18 protein-coding genes are annotated in these 15,887 nt (G+C 65.2%); 11 read left to right on the top strand and 7 right to left on the bottom strand.

Features of this window, described 5'->3' with window-relative positions:
- Positions 1-77: 77 nt before the first annotated feature.
- The 4 genes from QX094_RS24445 to QX094_RS24460 all read left to right on the top strand — a co-directional run bounded on the left by QX094_RS24445 (position 78) and on the right by QX094_RS24460 (position 2,722).
- Positions 78-1,166, top strand: a complete 1,089-nt coding sequence (locus QX094_RS24445; RefSeq protein ID WP_315827187.1) for a COX15/CtaA family protein — start codon at positions 78-80, stop codon at positions 1,164-1,166.
- Positions 1,167-1,869: 703 nt separating this feature from the next.
- On the top strand, positions 1,870-2,163 hold the full coding sequence (locus QX094_RS24450) for a BrnT family toxin (RefSeq protein ID WP_315827186.1): 294 nt from the start codon (positions 1,870-1,872) through the stop codon (positions 2,161-2,163).
- Between the two features lie 4 nt (positions 2,164-2,167).
- Positions 2,168-2,368, top strand: coding sequence for a hypothetical protein (locus QX094_RS24455; RefSeq protein WP_315827185.1), 201 nt, complete (start codon positions 2,168-2,170; stop codon positions 2,366-2,368).
- A gap of 27 nt (positions 2,369-2,395) precedes the next feature.
- Positions 2,396-2,722, top strand: coding sequence for a transcriptional regulator (locus QX094_RS24460; RefSeq protein ID WP_410051830.1), 327 nt, complete (start codon positions 2,396-2,398; stop codon positions 2,720-2,722).
- A 174-nt stretch (positions 2,723-2,896) separates the two neighbouring features.
- Here the strand turns inward: QX094_RS24460 and QX094_RS24465 are convergent, their stop codons facing one another.
- Positions 2,897-3,805 (bottom strand): amino acid ABC transporter substrate-binding protein, encoded by a 909-nt coding sequence (locus QX094_RS24465; protein WP_315827184.1) that lies wholly within the window; start codon positions 3,803-3,805, stop codon positions 2,897-2,899.
- A gap of 171 nt (positions 3,806-3,976) precedes the next feature.
- Complete coding sequence (locus QX094_RS24470; RefSeq protein WP_315711504.1) at positions 3,977-4,876, bottom strand: LysR family transcriptional regulator; 900 nt, start codon at positions 4,874-4,876, stop codon at positions 3,977-3,979.
- 129 nt (positions 4,877-5,005) lie between these two features.
- Here QX094_RS24470 and QX094_RS24475 point away from each other — a divergent pair, with 129 nt between their 5' ends.
- Positions 5,006-5,638, top strand: a complete 633-nt coding sequence (locus QX094_RS24475) for an RraA family protein (protein WP_315711505.1) — start codon at positions 5,006-5,008, stop codon at positions 5,636-5,638.
- Between the two features lie 111 nt (positions 5,639-5,749).
- Here QX094_RS24475 and QX094_RS24480 read toward each other — a convergent pair whose 3' ends face one another.
- Positions 5,750-6,088, bottom strand: a complete 339-nt coding sequence (locus tag QX094_RS24480) for a hypothetical protein (RefSeq protein ID WP_315750861.1) — start codon at positions 6,086-6,088, stop codon at positions 5,750-5,752.
- 318 nt (positions 6,089-6,406) lie between these two features.
- Between QX094_RS24480 and QX094_RS24485 the strand changes: the two genes are divergently transcribed.
- Positions 6,407-6,601 carry a hypothetical protein gene (locus QX094_RS24485; protein ID WP_316188224.1) on the top strand — a complete coding sequence of 65 codons (195 nt, stop codon included), beginning with the start codon at positions 6,407-6,409 and terminating at the stop codon, positions 6,599-6,601.
- A gap of 330 nt (positions 6,602-6,931) precedes the next feature.
- On the opposite strand, the gene QX094_RS24490 is transcribed toward QX094_RS24485, so the two are convergent.
- From QX094_RS24490 to QX094_RS24500, 3 genes are all read right to left on the bottom strand, one after another.
- A complete protein-coding gene (locus QX094_RS24490; RefSeq protein WP_316188225.1) occupies positions 6,932-8,215 on the bottom strand; it encodes an O-acetylhomoserine aminocarboxypropyltransferase in 1,284 nt (427 codons plus the stop codon).
- Positions 8,216-8,440: 225 nt separating this feature from the next.
- Positions 8,441-9,025 (bottom strand): CoA-binding protein, encoded by a 585-nt coding sequence (locus QX094_RS24495; protein ID WP_315711509.1) that lies wholly within the window; start codon positions 9,023-9,025, stop codon positions 8,441-8,443.
- 239 nt (positions 9,026-9,264) lie between these two features.
- Positions 9,265-10,086 (bottom strand): enoyl-CoA hydratase, encoded by an 822-nt coding sequence (locus QX094_RS24500; RefSeq protein ID WP_315750868.1) that lies wholly within the window; start codon positions 10,084-10,086, stop codon positions 9,265-9,267.
- 70 nt (positions 10,087-10,156) lie between these two features.
- Here QX094_RS24500 and QX094_RS24505 point away from each other — a divergent pair, with 70 nt between their 5' ends.
- From QX094_RS24505 to rpsI, 3 genes are all read left to right on the top strand, one after another.
- Entirely contained in the window at positions 10,157-10,585 is a 429-nt protein-coding gene (locus QX094_RS24505) for a PaaI family thioesterase (protein ID WP_315827182.1), read from the top strand.
- 158 nt (positions 10,586-10,743) lie between these two features.
- Positions 10,744-11,208: a 50S ribosomal protein L13 gene (rplM, locus tag QX094_RS24510; protein ID WP_315711511.1), complete on the top strand. Its 465-nt coding sequence runs from the start codon at positions 10,744-10,746 to the stop codon at positions 11,206-11,208.
- Between the two features lies 1 nt (position 11,209).
- Positions 11,210-11,692, top strand: a complete 483-nt coding sequence (gene rpsI / locus QX094_RS24515) for a 30S ribosomal protein S9 (protein ID WP_172109671.1) — start codon at positions 11,210-11,212, stop codon at positions 11,690-11,692.
- A gap of 96 nt (positions 11,693-11,788) precedes the next feature.
- On the opposite strand, the gene QX094_RS24520 is transcribed toward rpsI, so the two are convergent.
- Positions 11,789-13,888, bottom strand: coding sequence for a LamG-like jellyroll fold domain-containing protein (locus tag QX094_RS24520; protein WP_316188226.1), 2,100 nt, complete (start codon positions 13,886-13,888; stop codon positions 11,789-11,791).
- 390 nt (positions 13,889-14,278) lie between these two features.
- On the opposite strand from QX094_RS24520, the gene QX094_RS24525 reads away from it, so the two are divergent.
- Entirely contained in the window at positions 14,279-15,502 is a 1,224-nt protein-coding gene (locus QX094_RS24525) for a GGDEF domain-containing protein (RefSeq protein WP_316188227.1), read from the top strand.
- A gap of 68 nt (positions 15,503-15,570) precedes the next feature.
- A complete protein-coding gene (locus QX094_RS24530) occupies positions 15,571-15,873 on the top strand; it encodes an antibiotic biosynthesis monooxygenase family protein (RefSeq protein ID WP_315711517.1) in 303 nt (100 codons plus the stop codon).
- Positions 15,874-15,887: the final 14 nt, after the last annotated feature.

The raw sequence follows: 15,887 nt of genomic DNA on the forward strand, positions 1-15,887 counted from the left end.
GGCGGCGCGGCTTGCGCGCGATTTCCCCGGGATTATAAGGGCCTGTCAGCCCCGGTTCAATCGAGCGTTCAACGTCCATGACCACGGTTCCCCGCACACGAGATCTCGCCGCGATCCGCATCTGGCTCCTCGCCGTGGCCGGCCTGATCGCGCTGATGGTGCTGGTCGGCGGCGCGACGCGGCTGACCGAATCCGGGCTGTCGATCGTCGAGTGGAAGCCGGTCACGGGCACCTTGCCGCCGCTGTCCGCGCAGGCCTGGACCGACGCCTTCGAGGCCTACAAGACCATTCCGCAGTATCGGCAGATGAACGCCGGCATGACCCTGCACGAATTCAAGACGATCTTCTGGTGGGAGTGGAGCCACCGGCTGCTCGGCCGGGTCATCGGCATGGTCTACCTGCTGCCCTTCCTGTGGTTCCTGTGGCGCGGCGCCGTCTCCGGGCCGCTCGGCCGCAGGCTGTGGCTGATCTTCGGCCTCGGCGCGCTGCAGGGCGCGGTCGGCTGGTGGATGGTGGCCTCCGGCCTCACGGAGCGCACCGAGGTGGCGCCGGTCCGTCTCGCGACGCACCTCTCGCTGGCGCTGTTGATCTATGCGTCGATCGTCTGGACGCTGCGGCGGCTCGCGCCGCGCGAGGAGGCCGAGGTGCCGGCGCGGCTGCGGCTGACGGCCTGGGTGCTGGTCGGCGTCACCTTCGTGCAGCTCTATCTCGGCGCGCTGGTGGCAGGCCTGCGCGCCGGCCTCGTCTACAACACCTGGCCGGAGATCGACGGCGGCCTGATCCCGAAGGCGGCCAATCTGTGGATCCATTCGCCGTGGTGGATCAATCTGTTCGAGAACGACCTGACGGTGCAGTTCATGCATCGCATGACCGCCTACACGCTGCTGGCATTGGCAGCCTGGCACGCCTTCGACGTGATGCGTGCCGGCGTCGGCCGCGACGTGGTGCGCGGCGCGCACCGGCTGCTCGCCGCGATCCTGGTGCAGGCCGTGCTTGGGATCTTGACCCTGCTGGCGCTGGTTCCGATCTCGCTCGCGCTGCTGCATCAGGGCACGGCCATCATCGTGCTGACGTTCGCCGTGCTGCAGGCCGAGCGCCTGTCGCCGCGACGTGTCGCTGTTGTCGCCGTGCCGCGGACGGCCGTGGCGGCCGGGCAGGCGGGGTAGGGCGTTCTCGTGCTCGCTGTTGCAGCGACCTCCGCCGTCATTCCGGGGCGCCCGCAGGGCGAGCCCGGAATCCATTGAGCCGCGAGACACGCTGGAAAATGGATTCCGGGCTCGTGCTGCGCACGCCCCGGAATGACGGTGGAGAGACATTCGCGCAAGCCAACAAGCGTGACTACGCACGCTGCGCAATGATGTGAAGACAAACATCCTCTTCCTCGCGCGCCATCACGCCGAGTTCTGCCGGTCGTTTCACCCTCGAAACACGCGAGGGCGCAGGGAAGGCCGGATGCCTGGCCGGCACCCATGGCCCGCGTGCAAAGAAAAGAGCACGCGGCGGTCACCACAGGTACGGCCTGATACATCCGGCCTTCCCCGCGCGATGGTTTTAACGCTTATACGCGATCTCCCCGGGGACCGGGCTCTCTTGCCCCCGTCATCTCGCGCGATGCGTTGAGCACCGACACGAGACTTAGCGCCAGCGTCGGGGCGCCAGGACCACGCGACTTCGCCGTCCGTGACGGATCGCTCGTCCGCGCGAACTTTCGTCCGCGCACGGCCCGCCACGTCCACCGCATTCCTGCCCTACGCAACTGGACGATCCGGAAGCGCCCCTCGGCTGGACAGGAACAAAAAGAGAACATAAGCTGATTTGCGTCGTTTGGCAAGCGTGGCGTGTCGCGGACATCACCGGGTGGGGCGGACCATGCAATTCGAGTTCGATTGGGATCCGGCCAAGGCAGAGAGCAATCTGCGCAAGCATGGCGTTGCGTTTGAGCGGGCGATGAGCATCTTCGGCGATCCGTTGGCGCTCTCGCGTCTCGATGACGGATCTGGCGCAGGCGAGGAACGATGGGTTACGATGGGACGCAATATTGCTCACGAGCTACTGCTGGTCGTGCATGCGTACACGGAGCTATCGGCAGACCGCGCAGCGATCCGCATCATTTCTGTCCGTCGCCCGACCCGGCGCGAAATCCGCTCCTACGAGAATGGGTGATCCGATGAAGGATGAATACGATTTCTCGAACGCCGAACGCGGCAAGTTCTTTCGCAAGGGCGCGCGAATGCTGCCTCCGGTGCATCTCGAGCCTGATGTGCTCGATCACCTGACCGGGCTGGCCAGCGCGCGGGGCGTATCGTTGACCGAATTGGTCAACACGCTTCTCAAGGAGGATATTGAGCGGATGGAGGCTGCGAAATAGCTCTTTGGGAGTTTATGCGAGCACCTCATGATGCCTTCGCGACCAGACTTCCGCGACACGGTTCGGGCGCGCGCGGACCGCGATCCGGCGTTTCGCGAGGCGTTGTTCCAGGAAGCCGTGAGTGCGCTGCCGCGCGGAGAGGTCGATGACGGCCGCGCCGGCCTGCGTGCGTATATCAACGCAACGATCGGCTTCGAGGCACCGAGCAAGGCGCTTGGCCGGCCGTCGAAGAGCCCGATGCGCATGTTAGGGCCATCCGGCAATCCCACGGCCGAGAACCTGCTTGGCGTGATCGGCGTGTTGCGGGCAGAGACAGGCGTGCAGTTCGACGTGCGCGTCGTGGCCGCGGAGTGAGTTACTGGCGCGCGCGGATCAACAAGATCACAGCTGCTCTCAACCAATGAAGAACGAATACGACTTCTCGAACGCCGCCGCTGATCTTGGCAATAGCCGAGGGCCGTCCGTCGCAGGCGACCGCGGCGGATGAGGCTGTCTCCGCCGTTGCCGTTGGCACGGATACCGCGGGCTTCAATCGGGCGCATACGCGTCCGGGTCGGGACTGCTGCTGGGCGACTTGAACGCCGCGCGTAAAGCGGCGGGCATCTGGTAGTTGAAGTTGATCCCGGTGGGCGGCACGGGTGACTCGAACCATTTCTTGTAGAGCACGTCGATGGCGGGGCTCTGATAGAGCTCGGCCGTGACGCGATCGGCGATGGCCTTGAACGGCGCATCGTCCTTGCGCAGCATGATGCCGAAAGGTTCGGGCTTGGAGAATGCGTCGGCGCTGATCATGTACGCCGCCGGGTCCTTCGACCGCGCGATGGCGACCGCGAGCTGGACGTCATCGAGCACATAGGCCTGAGCCCGGTCGGTCTCCAGCATCAGGAACGCTTCGGCCTGGTCCTTGGCAGGAACGATGTTGATGCCGAGCTTGCGTTCGACATTGACCTTGTTCAGCTGGGCGATGTTGGTCGATCCGGCGATCGCGACGGCCGTCTTTCCCCTGAGGTCGTCGATCGTCTGGAGCGAGAGCGATTTCTTGGCCGCATAGCGTGTGGCGCTGAGAAAGTGCGTATTGGCAAAGGTCACGAGTTTCTGGCGCTCGGTGTTGTTGGTGGTGGAGGCGCACAAGAGGTCGATCGTGCCGTTCGTCATCAGTGGTATGCGATTGGAGGACGTCACCGGAACGGTTTCGATCGTGAGGTTAGGAAGCCCCAGCTCCTTCTTGACCGCATCCGCGATCCGGGCGCAGATGTCGAGCGCGTAGCCCACCGGCTTCTGGTTGCCGTCGAGATAGCTGAACGGCACCGACGATTCCTGGAAGCCGATCGAGATCCTGTTCGTCTCCTTGACCTTCTGGAGCGTGCCCGTCAGTTCCTCGGCGCCGGCGGCGTTTGCAGCGAGCGCTGCCGTCAGCAGAAGTCCCCAAATGCGCATCAAGCCTCTCCTCGCAGCAACCCTCTTCGCGCGTGCAGCGTTGCCCGCGCAGCGGTGATGCAGCCTCGCTGCGTCCGGCCTGGATGAAAAGGGATAAAACCGCCTTATTTCTCATTCCTGGAAGTGATGGATCGCCGCGCCGGGCGTCGTCGCCGGGTTCACCTGCCCGGTCTAACCTTCGAGTTGACGGCCGAAATCGCAGGTCTGGCGCGCCAGCTCCGCTACGGCGGCCGCGAAGGCCGAGGGTCTGTCGTTGCGATACATGGCCGCATAGGGCACGGCCGGCAGCGTCGGCTTGACGGGCAGGATGACCAGCTTCTTCTGCTCGAAGAGAGGACGAAAACAGCGTTGCGGAAGATAGCTGATGCCGAGGCCGGCCACGGCGAGCCCGACCAGCGCGGTCAGATTGTCGACCGAGATGGCGCGCTTGAACGAGACGCCGTTGGCCGCGAGCCATTTGTTGACGAAGAGGCCGGAGCCCGAGCGACGGCCCTGCATCAGAATCGTATGATGACCAAGCTCGTCGAAATCGAGGCTCCGGCGCGCTCTGACCAGGCCGGGGCGCGCCGTCCACACGTTCTGCACTTCGGCAAGCCGCACCGACGTCACCTCCGGGTCGGAGAAGACGTCCGGGATGACGACGAGATCGAGGCTGCCCTCGATCAGCCGATCGTAGAGGCTTCGGGAGGTTTCGACTTCAGGCTCGATCATCACCGCCGGATGGGCTTCGCGAATCGCCGAAACCAGACGCGGCAGCCATGTCAGCGCTGACAGCTCCGTCGCCCCAAGCCGCAGGCGGCGGGCCGGTGACTGCCGGCCGTCCTTCAACTCCAGGATCTGGTCCTGCAACGCCAACATCTGTCGGCCAAGAGCAAGAATCTGTTCGCCACGTTCGGTCAGGCGAGCCCCGCGCTGGCTGCGATCAAACAGCGGAACGCGCGCGGAGGCCTCGAGCTCCTGGATGCGCTTCGAGATCGCCGATTGCGTCGTGTTCAGCTTGGCTGCGGCGCGTTCGAACGTGCCGAGCTCCGCGATCCAGTTCAAAGCTTCCAGCTGCTTCAGGGTGACCATGTTCGCATTCAAAAAAGAGATGGATCGATATCTCCATTTATCGGTTTTCTGAATTCAAGGCGAGTCCTACACCGCCGAGGCGGCGCGCCATCGAGCGACGCTCTGGACTGTGCAAGACGGGGAGCGAGAATGGGTGAGGGACAAGCGCAGCCTGGTGCGCCGATCGATGCGGCGGTCGTCGCCGCGTTCAAGAGCGTTTCCACGGCCGTGATCAGTGACAACCTTCAGCGGCTGCCTGGTGCAGCCAGTCTACGGCCATTCTATACGGGCTCGCCGATGGCCGGGATCGCGCTGACCGTGAATACGGCGCCGGGGGACAATCTCTTCATTCATCGCGCGCTCGATCTCATCACGCCTGGCGACGTCCTCGTCGTCAATGGCGGCGGCAACGAGACGCGGGCATTGGTCGGCGAGATCATCGCCGCCATCGCGAGGGAACGCGGCGCGGCCGGGATCGTCGTCGACGGTGCGATCAGGGACTCCGGCGTGCTGATGAAGTCCGACTTCCCCGTGTTCGCGCGTGCGGTCAATCACCGCGGCCCCTACAAGAACGGTCCCGGCGAGATCAACGTGCCGGTGTCGATCGGCGGCATGATCGTCACGCCAGGCGATATCGTGGTTGCCGACGCCGACGGAGTGGTCGCTTTCGCGCCGGCGATCGCACCCGAACTGCTCGCCTCCGCCCGCGCGCAGGAGCAGCGTGAAGCCGAAATCCTGGCGAGCATCCGCGCAGGGCGCTATGGCGGTGCCTACGCAAAATAGGCGTCTATTGCGGTCATCCGTACGAGCCTTGGCGGTATGCGGGACCTCGTCCTCGTCGTCCCGGATGTCGCTTCGCCCATCCGGGCTACTTGCATGCCAACGGCACCCCGCTCAGCAATACCCATACACGCCACACGCGTAGGGCAGGCGGAACATGTAGTTGGTATAGCCTTCGCCGCCGTAATAGGGGCCCTGGTAGTCGTAGGAGAAGGCGCGGCCGTAATAGCCGGGCAGCTCCTGGCGGCCGAACAGCAGCGGCGTCGAGGGCCACATCGGGGAGATCAGCGAGTCCTGGTCCCTGACGACGACGACCGTCGGCGGCGGCGCTCTCACGGCGCGGCGGGCCTTGGTGTGCACGATCTTGTCGTGGACGGCCGGCAGGTCGGCTGCGAGCACGACGCCGTTCGCCGCGATGGCCGCCAGCAGCATCATGATCACCAACGTTCGCATCCTGCTCTCCTCGACTTCTGTTCGGGTGGTATCGGCGCTTCGCGATACATCCACCGCTGCTTTCACGCGGGTCCGGAAGGCGATTCCACGGGTGGCAGGATGAGCCGGGTATGGTTAACGAAATCCTTCCGGCATCCGACGGTTGGCTGCAATCATCCGTAGAAGGACGGGCATTTTCAGCTTTTGTTAAGTTCTGCGGGTGCAAGCTTACTGCCGCCGGCGATTTTGAAGGTCGGCCGAATGCAGCCCGGCCGCTGCGTCCGGGCGCGAAAATCTCTGCTGCATTTCATCAGAGTCTCAGACCAGAAGGTTTCGAGCATGTCGGTGATCATGTTTTCGGCGTCGGCGCGCCAAAATCTCCAATCACGGACCGGCTTAGTCATCGCTGAACTCGCTGCCATCGACGAGCGCGCCGCCGGCCTGCAGGCGCTGTCGGCGAGCCGGCTGATCGCGGCCTCCGCGCTGCCTCTGGCCGGCCAGATGCACGCGCGCCTGTTGCAGCTGATGAGATGATCACCTGGAGTTAACGAGGGCGCGGTCCGAGAAGCCGGCAACGGCCCGGCCGTGGGACGAAGGAGAGCGCGGAAGCCCAAGGGGGCCGCCCGCGCTCTCTTTGTTTTCGGGGCCGCTTGCTGCCTCAGCTGTCAGTTGTTCGTCATGCGCGGGCTTTTCCCGCCTGCGGGGCCGAAGCCCCTTCGGCGCGGCGACGGCCCGCGCATCCACGTCGTCATTGCCGGGGCAAAGACATGAATGGCCGGGACAAGCCCGGCCATGACGTGGCGAGAGATGCGCTCGTCATGCCGCATGTCGACGCGCGGCGCGATCCGTGGAGCGAAACGCGCCTTACGCGCTCAGCGCCTGCTCGAGGTCGGCGATCAGGTCTTCCTTGTCCTCGATGCCGACGGAGATGCGGACGATGTCGGGGCCGGCGCCGGCCTTGATCTTCGCGGCGTCGTCGAGCTGGCTGTGCGTGGTCGAGGCCGGGTGGATCACCAGCGAGCGGGTGTCGCCGACATTGGCGAGATGCGAGAACAGCTTCAGGTTCGACACCAGCTTGACGCCGGCGTCGTAGCCGCCCTTGACCGAGAAGGTGAACACGGCGCCGGCGCCCTTCGGGCAGTATTTGCGGGCGAGCGTGTAATACTTGTCCTCGGGCAGGCCGGCGTAGTTCACCGAGGCCACGCCGGGATGCTTGCTGAGATATTCGGCGACCGCCTTGGCATTGTCGCAGTGCTTCTGCATGCGCAGCGGCAGGGTCTCGATGCCGGTCAGGATCATGAAGGCGTTGAATGGCGACAACGCCGGTCCGAGATCACGCAGGCCCAGCACGCGGCAGGCGATCGCGAAGGCGAAATTGCCGAACGTCTCGTGCAGCCGGATGCCGTGATATTCCGGTCGCGGCTGCGTCAGCATCGGATATTTATCGCCACTGCCGGCCCAGTCGAAGGTGCCGGCATCGACGATGACGCCGCCGATCGAGTTGCCGTGGCCGCCCAAGAACTTGGTCAGCGAGTGCAGCACGATGTCGGCGCCGTGATCGATCGGGCGGATCAGGTAGGGCGAAGCCAAGGTGTTGTCGACGATCAGCGGCACGCCCGCCTTGCGCGCCACCTGCGCGACCGCCTCGATGTCGGTGATGGTGCCGCCGGGATTGGCGATCGACTCGATGAATACAGCCTTGGTGCGTGGGCTCACCGCCGCCTCGAAGCTCGCGACGTCATCGGTGTCGGCCCACACCACGTTCCAGCCAAAGCTCTTGAACGAATGCGTGAACTGGTTGATCGAGCCGCCATAGAGTTTTCGCGCGGCGATGAACTCGTCGCCGGGGGACAGCAACTGCTGCAGCGCCACGACCTGCGCGGCATGGCCTGAGGCAACGGCAAGCGCGGCGGTGCCGCCCTCGAGCGCGGCGACGCGCTCCTCCAGCACGGCGTTGGTCGGGTTGCCGATGCGGGTGTAGATGTTGCCGAATGCCTGCAGCCCGAACAGCGAGGCGGCGTGGTCGGCATCGTTGAACACGAACGACGTGGTCTGGTAGATCGGCGTCGCCCGCGCGCCGGTGGTCGGGTCGGGCTGGGCGCCGGCGTGAATGGCAAGGGTGGCAAATCCCGGGGGACGTTCGGTCATGGTGTTTCCTCTTGGCTTGATCCGTTGCGCGCCGGCGCCGGCTGGCGCAGGGATCGATGATGGGAGACGGTGTCGATAGCGCGCATCGTGCGCCTCCGCGTCATCCCGGCGGAGGACATTTGCCAGCGGCCAGGATGGCGTCAAGGCTGCCGGCGCCGATCGCTCCGATTTGAAATGCGCTGCTGTGTCGCGCCGTCGTCGCGACACGTTCCTTTCGCAGATGCGTCAGGCGGGATCGCTTCTGTCCTTCGCGGCGCGGTCGGCCGCGGCCGTCGTGCCGCCGCCGACGCTGGTACGGTTCAGCGACAGCCGCATGCCTTGCGTCGGGATCGGCGCGCGCTTGGCGCTGATGGTGCGCGAGTTGACGCCCATCCAGGAGATCTCCGACGACAGCCGGCCATATTCGATCTTGGGGCAGCGGTTCATCACGACCTTCAGTCCAGCGGCCTCGGCCTTTTCGGCCGCCGCATCGTCACGCGCGCCGAGCTGCATCCAGATCACCTTCGGCAAAGGTGAGAGCTTCAGCGCCTCGTCGACGACGGGCATGATGTGCTGCGAGCTCCGGAAGATGTCGACCATGTCGAGCGGGCGGCCAATGTCGGCGAGCGAGGCGACGAAGGGGCGGCCCATCAGGCTCTTGCCGACATGGCCGGGGTTCACCGGGATCATGTCGTAGCCGCGCTGCACCAGATATTTGAAGGCGAAGAAGCTCGGCCGGATCTCCGACGGCGAGGCGCCGACCATCGCGATCACCTTCACGCCGTTGAGAATGCCGCGGATGTAGTCGTCGGGATAGGTGTCGTGATTCATGGCGGGACGCTTCTATTAGTTATTGTCATTCCGGGGCGTGCGCAGCACGAGCCCGGAATCCATACTCCCGATCGTGGTTATGGATTCCGGGCTCGCCCTCCGGGCGCCCCGGAATGACGAGCCAGTTTCAGTTTCTGTCATTGCGAGGAGCACTTGCGACGAAGCAATCCAGGGGCTCGAGCGGGACTCTGGATTGCTTCGCTGCGCTCGCAATGACGAAGGAGAGAGCAGGGCGAGCTTCACTCGTCCCGCCAATTCGGCGTCCGCTTCTCGATGAAGGCGCCGATGCCTTCCTCGGCGTCGCGGGCGAGCATGTTCTGCGTCATCACCTCTGCCGCATAGCGATAGGCGTCGGCAAGGCTCATCTCGGCCTGGCGGTAGAATGCCTCCTTGCCGAGCTTGATCGTATAGGCCGATTTGCGCGCCACTTGTTGTGCCAGCGCAATCGCGGTGTCGCGTTCCGTGCCGGCCGTGACCACGCGGTTGACGAGGCCCAATTCGCGGGCGCGGACAGCGGGAACCGGCTCGCCGGTCAGCAGCATCTCCATCGCCTGCTTGCGGGGTACGTTGCGCGACAGCGCCACCATCGGCGTCGAGCAGAACAGGCCGATGTCGACGCCGGGCGTGGCGAACGAGGCGCGCTCGGAGGCGACGGCGAGATCGCAGCTCGCGACCAGTTGACAGCCGGCGGCGGTGGCGATGCCCTGCACGGACGCGACAACCGGCTTGGGCAGATGCACGATCGCCTGCATCATCGCGCTGCAGGCGTTCATCAGCCGGGCGAAGAAGGCGCGGCCGCGGTCGGCCTCGCTGCGATGCGCGGTGAGTTCCTTGAGGTCATGGCCGGCGCAGAACGCAGGGCCATTCGCTGCGATCACCACGGCGCGCACGGCCTTGTCGGCGCCGATCTCGGCCAGGGCCCGATGCAGCTCTGCGATCAGCGGCTCCGACAGGCTGTTGCGCTGTGCCGGGCGGTTGAGCGTGAGCACGGCGACGGGGCCCGCCATCTCGCGCAACAGAATCGGCGTATCGGCGGCGTCGGCGAGGGCAGGGACGGACATTGCGATTTCCATATGGGCGCATCGATGCAGCTAATGTAACAGATGAGCAACGACGAGAGCAGGGGGAGAGATGACGGCGAAGATGACCATCGCGGAGCTGGAAACGTTCCTGCACGCGGAATTTCCCCAGGCGTTCCGCACCGGCGGTGACATTTCGATCGAGAGCGCCGACGGCAAGAGCTGCCGGATGCGCCAGCGCTTCAATGAGCGCATGTTGCGCCCCGGCGGCACCGTCTCCGGGCCGACATTGATGGCGCTGGCCGATTTCGCGATGTACGTGGTGCTCTTGTCGGCGATCGGTCCGGTCGGTCTTGCGGTGACCACGAATCTCAACATCAACTTCCTGCGCAAGGGCGCGGCCGGCGCCGATGTGCTGGCGGAGGCGCGGCTGCTCAAGCTCGGCAAGCGGCTCGCGGTCGGCGAAGTCACGCTGCTGTCAGGGGAATCGCCCGATCCGATCGCCCATGTCACGGCGACCTATTCCATTCCGAATGCGTAGGGTTTTCGAGGGTATTATTGCACCATATTTGCAAGCTACTGTTTTTGTTGCATTAATTTGACGCCGATGGCGTTGACGAATGCAGGCCGCTTCTCTAGAAGCTGCGACCAGTTCGGTGCGTCACCCGCGCCGCATTCTCCCTGTCACGGATATCTCTCATGAAAACCTTTTCGGCAAAGCCGGCCGAGGTCCAGAAGAAGTGGGTCGTGATCGACGCCAAGGGTCTGGTCGTCGGCCGTCTCGCCACGCTGGTCGCCATGCGGCTGCGCGGCAAGCACCTCCCGATCTACACGCCGCACGTCGACTGCGGCGACAACGTCATCATCGTCAATGCCGCGCACGCCGTGCTGACCGGCCGCAAGCGCGAGCAGAAGGTGTACTACAAGCACACCGGCTATGTCGGCCACGTCAAGGAGCGCACCGCGCGCCAGATCCTCGAGGGCCGCTTCCCCGAGCGCGTGATCGAGAAGGCCATCGAGCGCATGATCCCGCGCGGGCCGCTCGGTCGCGTGCAGATGGGCAATCTGCGTGTCTATGGCGGACCCGATCATCCGCACGAAGCGCAGAACCCCGAGAAGATCGACATCGCCAAGTTGAACCGCAAGAACACGAGGGCCGCATAAGATGGCCGAAAGCATCCAGTCTCTCGATCAGCTGTCGCAGCTCAAGGGTGCCGTCACGGCTCCCGACGCTCCGAAGTATGAGAAGAAGGTCGACAAGTTCGGCCGCGCCTATGCCACCGGCAAGCGCAAGGACGCGGTCGCCCGCGTCTGGATCAAGCCGGGCTCCGGCAAGGTCACCGTCAACACCCGCGACATCGAGGTCTACTTCGCCCGTCCGGTGCTTCGCATGATGATCGAGCAGCCGATGGTCGTCGCTGCCCGCAAGGGCCAGTACGACGTGATCTGCACGGTCGCCGGCGGCGGCCTGTCCGGCCAGGCCGGTGCGGTCCGTCACGGCCTGTCCAAGGCGCTGACGAATTTCGAGCCGGAGCTGCGCGGCGTCCTCAAGAAGGGCGGCTTCCTGACCCGCGACTCGCGCGTCGTCGAGCGTAAGAAGTACGGCAAGGCCAAGGCCCGCCGCTCCTTCCAGTTCTCGAAGCGCTGATCGCCTGGCTCCGGCTCCGTCCGGATCCATCAGCTTCAAATACGAACGGGCGCCCTCGCGGGCGCCCGTCTTGCTTTTGACGCAGGCTTGCGCGGGTCAGGCGCTAGCGCGGCGCGCGGTCAGCCATTGGCTCGGCGCCAGCGGTTTCGACACCACGCGGACCTCGCCGATGCTGCCGATGAAGCCGTCCGACGGCGCGCGGTCCCACCAGCCGCAGCCGAGTGCCCAGGGCTGCGACGCCGCCGTCGAGGCGATGCCGTTGCCGCCGATGACGCTGCGCACGACCGGCGCGCCCTCGATGTAGAGCACGGTCGAATTGTCGGCGGGATCGTTGACGATCGCGAGGTGATACCAGGTGTCGAGCATGATCTCGCCGGACCAGTCGGTCTGCGGCTGCCGGGTCGAACTCGACGGCACGATCTCCCACTGCACCTCGCGCAGGTTCGAGATCGCAAACAGGATCGGCGGCGATTCCGGATCGCCGCCGGCGTAGCCCGGCAGCCAGCCGCGGTTGCCGAAGCGGGTCAGGATGTTGCACCAGGCGTGGTCGGCGGCCTTCCAGTTCGGATCGATCTTGATGAAGGCTTCGACGGTGTAGCCGGATGCGAACGTTGCCGCGTTGATCGGCGCGTTGGCCGCGGTCGTGAACCAGCTGAAGCGGCCGGCGCCCTGCTTGGTCGTGTTGAGGAACTGCACGCTGCCCGGCGCCGACGACAGGCGATGCTTGTCGGCTGTGAAGACGACGTCGGCGACCTGGGCGGCACTCGCGAGCGTCGCGCGCTGCATCGGGTTGGCGGCGGTGAGGTCCGACAGCGCGGTGCCGGCGGCCACGGCCTTGCCGATCGCCGACGATGTGATCCGCCAATGCGCAACGGTCTCGGCCACGAGCGGATAGTCCTGCTCGTTCGCGGGCGGCACCACCACCGGTTCGGGCGCCTCGGTGTAGTTGGCGTAGAGATCCTGCTTGAGGCGCGGCAGGATCGGCGTGCCGGCGAAGGCCGGCAGATGGCAGAAATTGGTGAAGCGTGAAAACCGCCGGCGGAAGTCGATGGGAATCGAGAACGCGTGATTGTCCTCGGACAGCCAGGCGCGGTCGAACTGCTTCAGGCTGTCCTTCGGCTTCTCGACCACCCAGGGCGAGAACGAGGCGACGTCGATCTTGTTGGCCGTGAAGTCGAACTCGTACAGCCGCATCAGGCCGTTGCCGCCCTGATAGGCCATCTGATAGTCGACCACCATCTGGTGGACGGGGTTGTGGAAGTCGTTGATCTTCGTCAGCAGCGCGCCACCGTGATAGTGGCCGTTCAGGGTCATGAAGATCTGGTCGTTGCTGCGGATCAGCTTCTCCCACAGGTACTGGCCGTAGGCGACCTCGAGCGGGCTGACACCGTCATTGGCGATGTTCAGAAGCTGATGGTTGGCGAGGATCACCGGCAGCATCGGATGCCGCGCGATCATGCTGCGCGCCCAGGCGATCGCATCGTCCGAGGCGCGCCAGGACAGCGACAGCACCATGAAGCTGACGCCGCAGGCGTGGAACACATGCGCCTCGTGCCAGCCGCTCGGATGGCGCTCCAGGAAGGTCCGCTGCTTCGCCGCGCGGCTGGTCGGAAACCATGAGAGATAGGGCTCGGATGAAGCGCGCTGCGCATCGGTGCCCGCGCCCTGGCTCGCCGCGCTCTCGAACTCCAGCGCCGACAGCACGTCGTGATTGCCCGCGAGCACCGAATAGGGCCGGCCGGCATTTTCCAGCAGCTTCATCGCGGCATCGGCGACCGCCCATTGCTGCGGATGCTTGGACTGGTCGACGACGTCGCCGAGGTGGATCGTGAACGGGATGTGGTACTTCGCGGCGTTGTCGACGATGAACTGCGTCTGCGCGGGGTAGGGCGTGCTGCCATATTGGCGCTGATAGGACTGGCCTTCTTCTGACGTCGCATAGCGCGAGTAGAACTGCGTATCGGGAAGGACGGCGAGCGCGAAGCTGGTCGTGACGTGACGATGGTGATGGTGCATGCGCCAATGCGCGTGCGCCGCCTGGCCGGGCAGCAGGCTGGCGCCGAGGCCGAGCGCCGAGACGCCCATGGCATTGCGCAGCAGGGTGCGGCGATCGACGCCCTGCGCCGGCTGCGGATCACGCGCCGGATGATCGCCTGCGGCCGCCTTGTTGTTCGATGAATCGTCGTCGAAAGACATCCTTGTCCCCACCTCGAGCGGCGGATCGCGCCGCGGTCGGGACGTGTTAGGGAGAGATGATCTCAAATTTGAGAAGGTTTCTTATCGTTTCGATGAGTGTTCGCCGCAGGACGGGAAACCATTGATTCCGCACGATGGGGCGCACAACTATCAATGAATGACGCTGTGCCGTGTACAATCAGGGCGGGCGGTCGCGCGGATTGCCCCGGCATTTTTGAATCCTGTTTGCAGATTTCTTGCGCAGCAATTTGCTGACGAGTTGTGCCGAGCTTTTCGAGAAAACTTGGTATCCCAGGCAAACCTCTTTCCAACAAACCGCCCGCTAGGTTGATCGCGATAAGGCCGCGCTAACCCTGAATTTCCGCGCCGCCGCAGCAACCGAGGTGATCGATGGCGCTTGATAGCATGACGCTCGACATCGTAGCGACCATGGTCGCAGCGCTGCTTGGCGCTATGTTGCTCCACTTCGGCCGGCAGGAGAACACGCCGGCGCTGCGCTGGTGGGGCGCGGCCTACGTCCTCGGCGCGGTCGCGATCGCGCTGTGGACCTTGATCGGCGAGCTCTACGGCGAGGTGGTGTCGCTGTTCCTGAGCTCCATCGGCCTGATCGCCACCGCCATGGTGTGGAACGCCGCGCGCGTGTTCCACGGCAAGCCGGCGAGCGTGCCCGGGCTCGTGCTCGGCGCGACGGTCTGGATTGCCAGCGGCATGCTGCTCGATGCGTCGGCGCAGGCGCTGCGGCTGACGATCGGCGCAGCGATCGTCGTGATCTACGCCATGCTGACCGCGGCCGAGCTGTGGCAGGAGCGGCGGCGGACCCTGCACAAGCGCTGGCCGGCGCTGATCGTGCCGGTGATGCATGGCTTCGTGCTGATGCTGCCGATCCTGCTCGGCAACATGCTGCGCGATTCCGACGGCGCCTTCGCCGCGGCCTGGGTCACGATCTTCTCGATCGAACTCGTGCTGTATGCGGTCGGCACCGTGTTCGTGATCTTCATGCTGGTGTCCGAGCGCATCGTCAGCGCCCACAAGCGCGCGGCGACCACCGACCCGTTGACGGGCCTGCTCAACCGCCGCGGCTTTGCCGAGTCCTGCGCGCAGCTGATCGAGCGCGAGGCGCGCGAGCAGCGCCCGGTCAGCGTGCTGATCTTCGACATCGATCATTTCAAGTCGATCAACGACCGCTTCGGTCACGCCGAGGGCGACGAGGTCCTGAAGCTGTTCGCAAACGTCGTGGTCAACAATCTGCGCCTCACCGATCTCTCGGGCCGGATCGGCGGCGAGGAGTTCGCAGCACTTCTGCCCTGTTCCATCGAAGAGGCCATGGTCGCCGCCGAGCGTGTCCGCGAGGCGTTCGCGGCCTCCGGCGTGGTGTGCGAGGACAAGCCGGTCGATACCACCGTCAGCATCGGCGTTGCCGGCGGGCCGGGCGGGACCGATCTCGACGTGCTGCTCGCGGCCGCCGATACCTCGCTCTACAAGGCCAAGCGCTCCGGTCGCAACCGGGTCGAGGCCTCGGCGGAGCTGCCGCTGTCGCTCGACCGCTACCGCCGCCAGCGCGCTGCCGCGGCTGCCAGCCTGCCGCAGTCGGGAGAGGCGGTGTTGTCCAGCTGAGGTGCGGCTTTCGCTCTCCCGAGGTCTGGGCTAGACAAGCGGCCCACACCAGGGGAGGCCGACAGAACATGATCACGGAAATCGCCCAGATCGACGTCAAGCCGGGCACGGAGAAGGATTTCGAGGCCGCGGTCGCGAAAGCACGCGCCGCCTTCGGCCGCTCCAAGGGCTTTCACGGCTTCGAGCTGCACAAATCGATCGAGAAGCCGCAGCGCTACCGCCTGATGGTGAAGTGGGAAACGCTCGAGAACCACACGGTCGATTTCCGCGGCTCGGAGAACTTCACCGAATGGCGTGGCCTGGTCGGGCAGTATTTTGCCAATCCTCCGGATGTCGAGCACACCGAGACCGTGCTGACCTCGGCCGGCTGAGGCCGCGCGTCAGC

Origin of the sequence: Bradyrhizobium sp. SZCCHNS1050 (genome assembly GCF_032484785.1) — a bacterium.
In the GTDB taxonomy this organism is placed as follows: Bacteria; Pseudomonadota; Alphaproteobacteria; order Rhizobiales; family Xanthobacteraceae; genus Bradyrhizobium.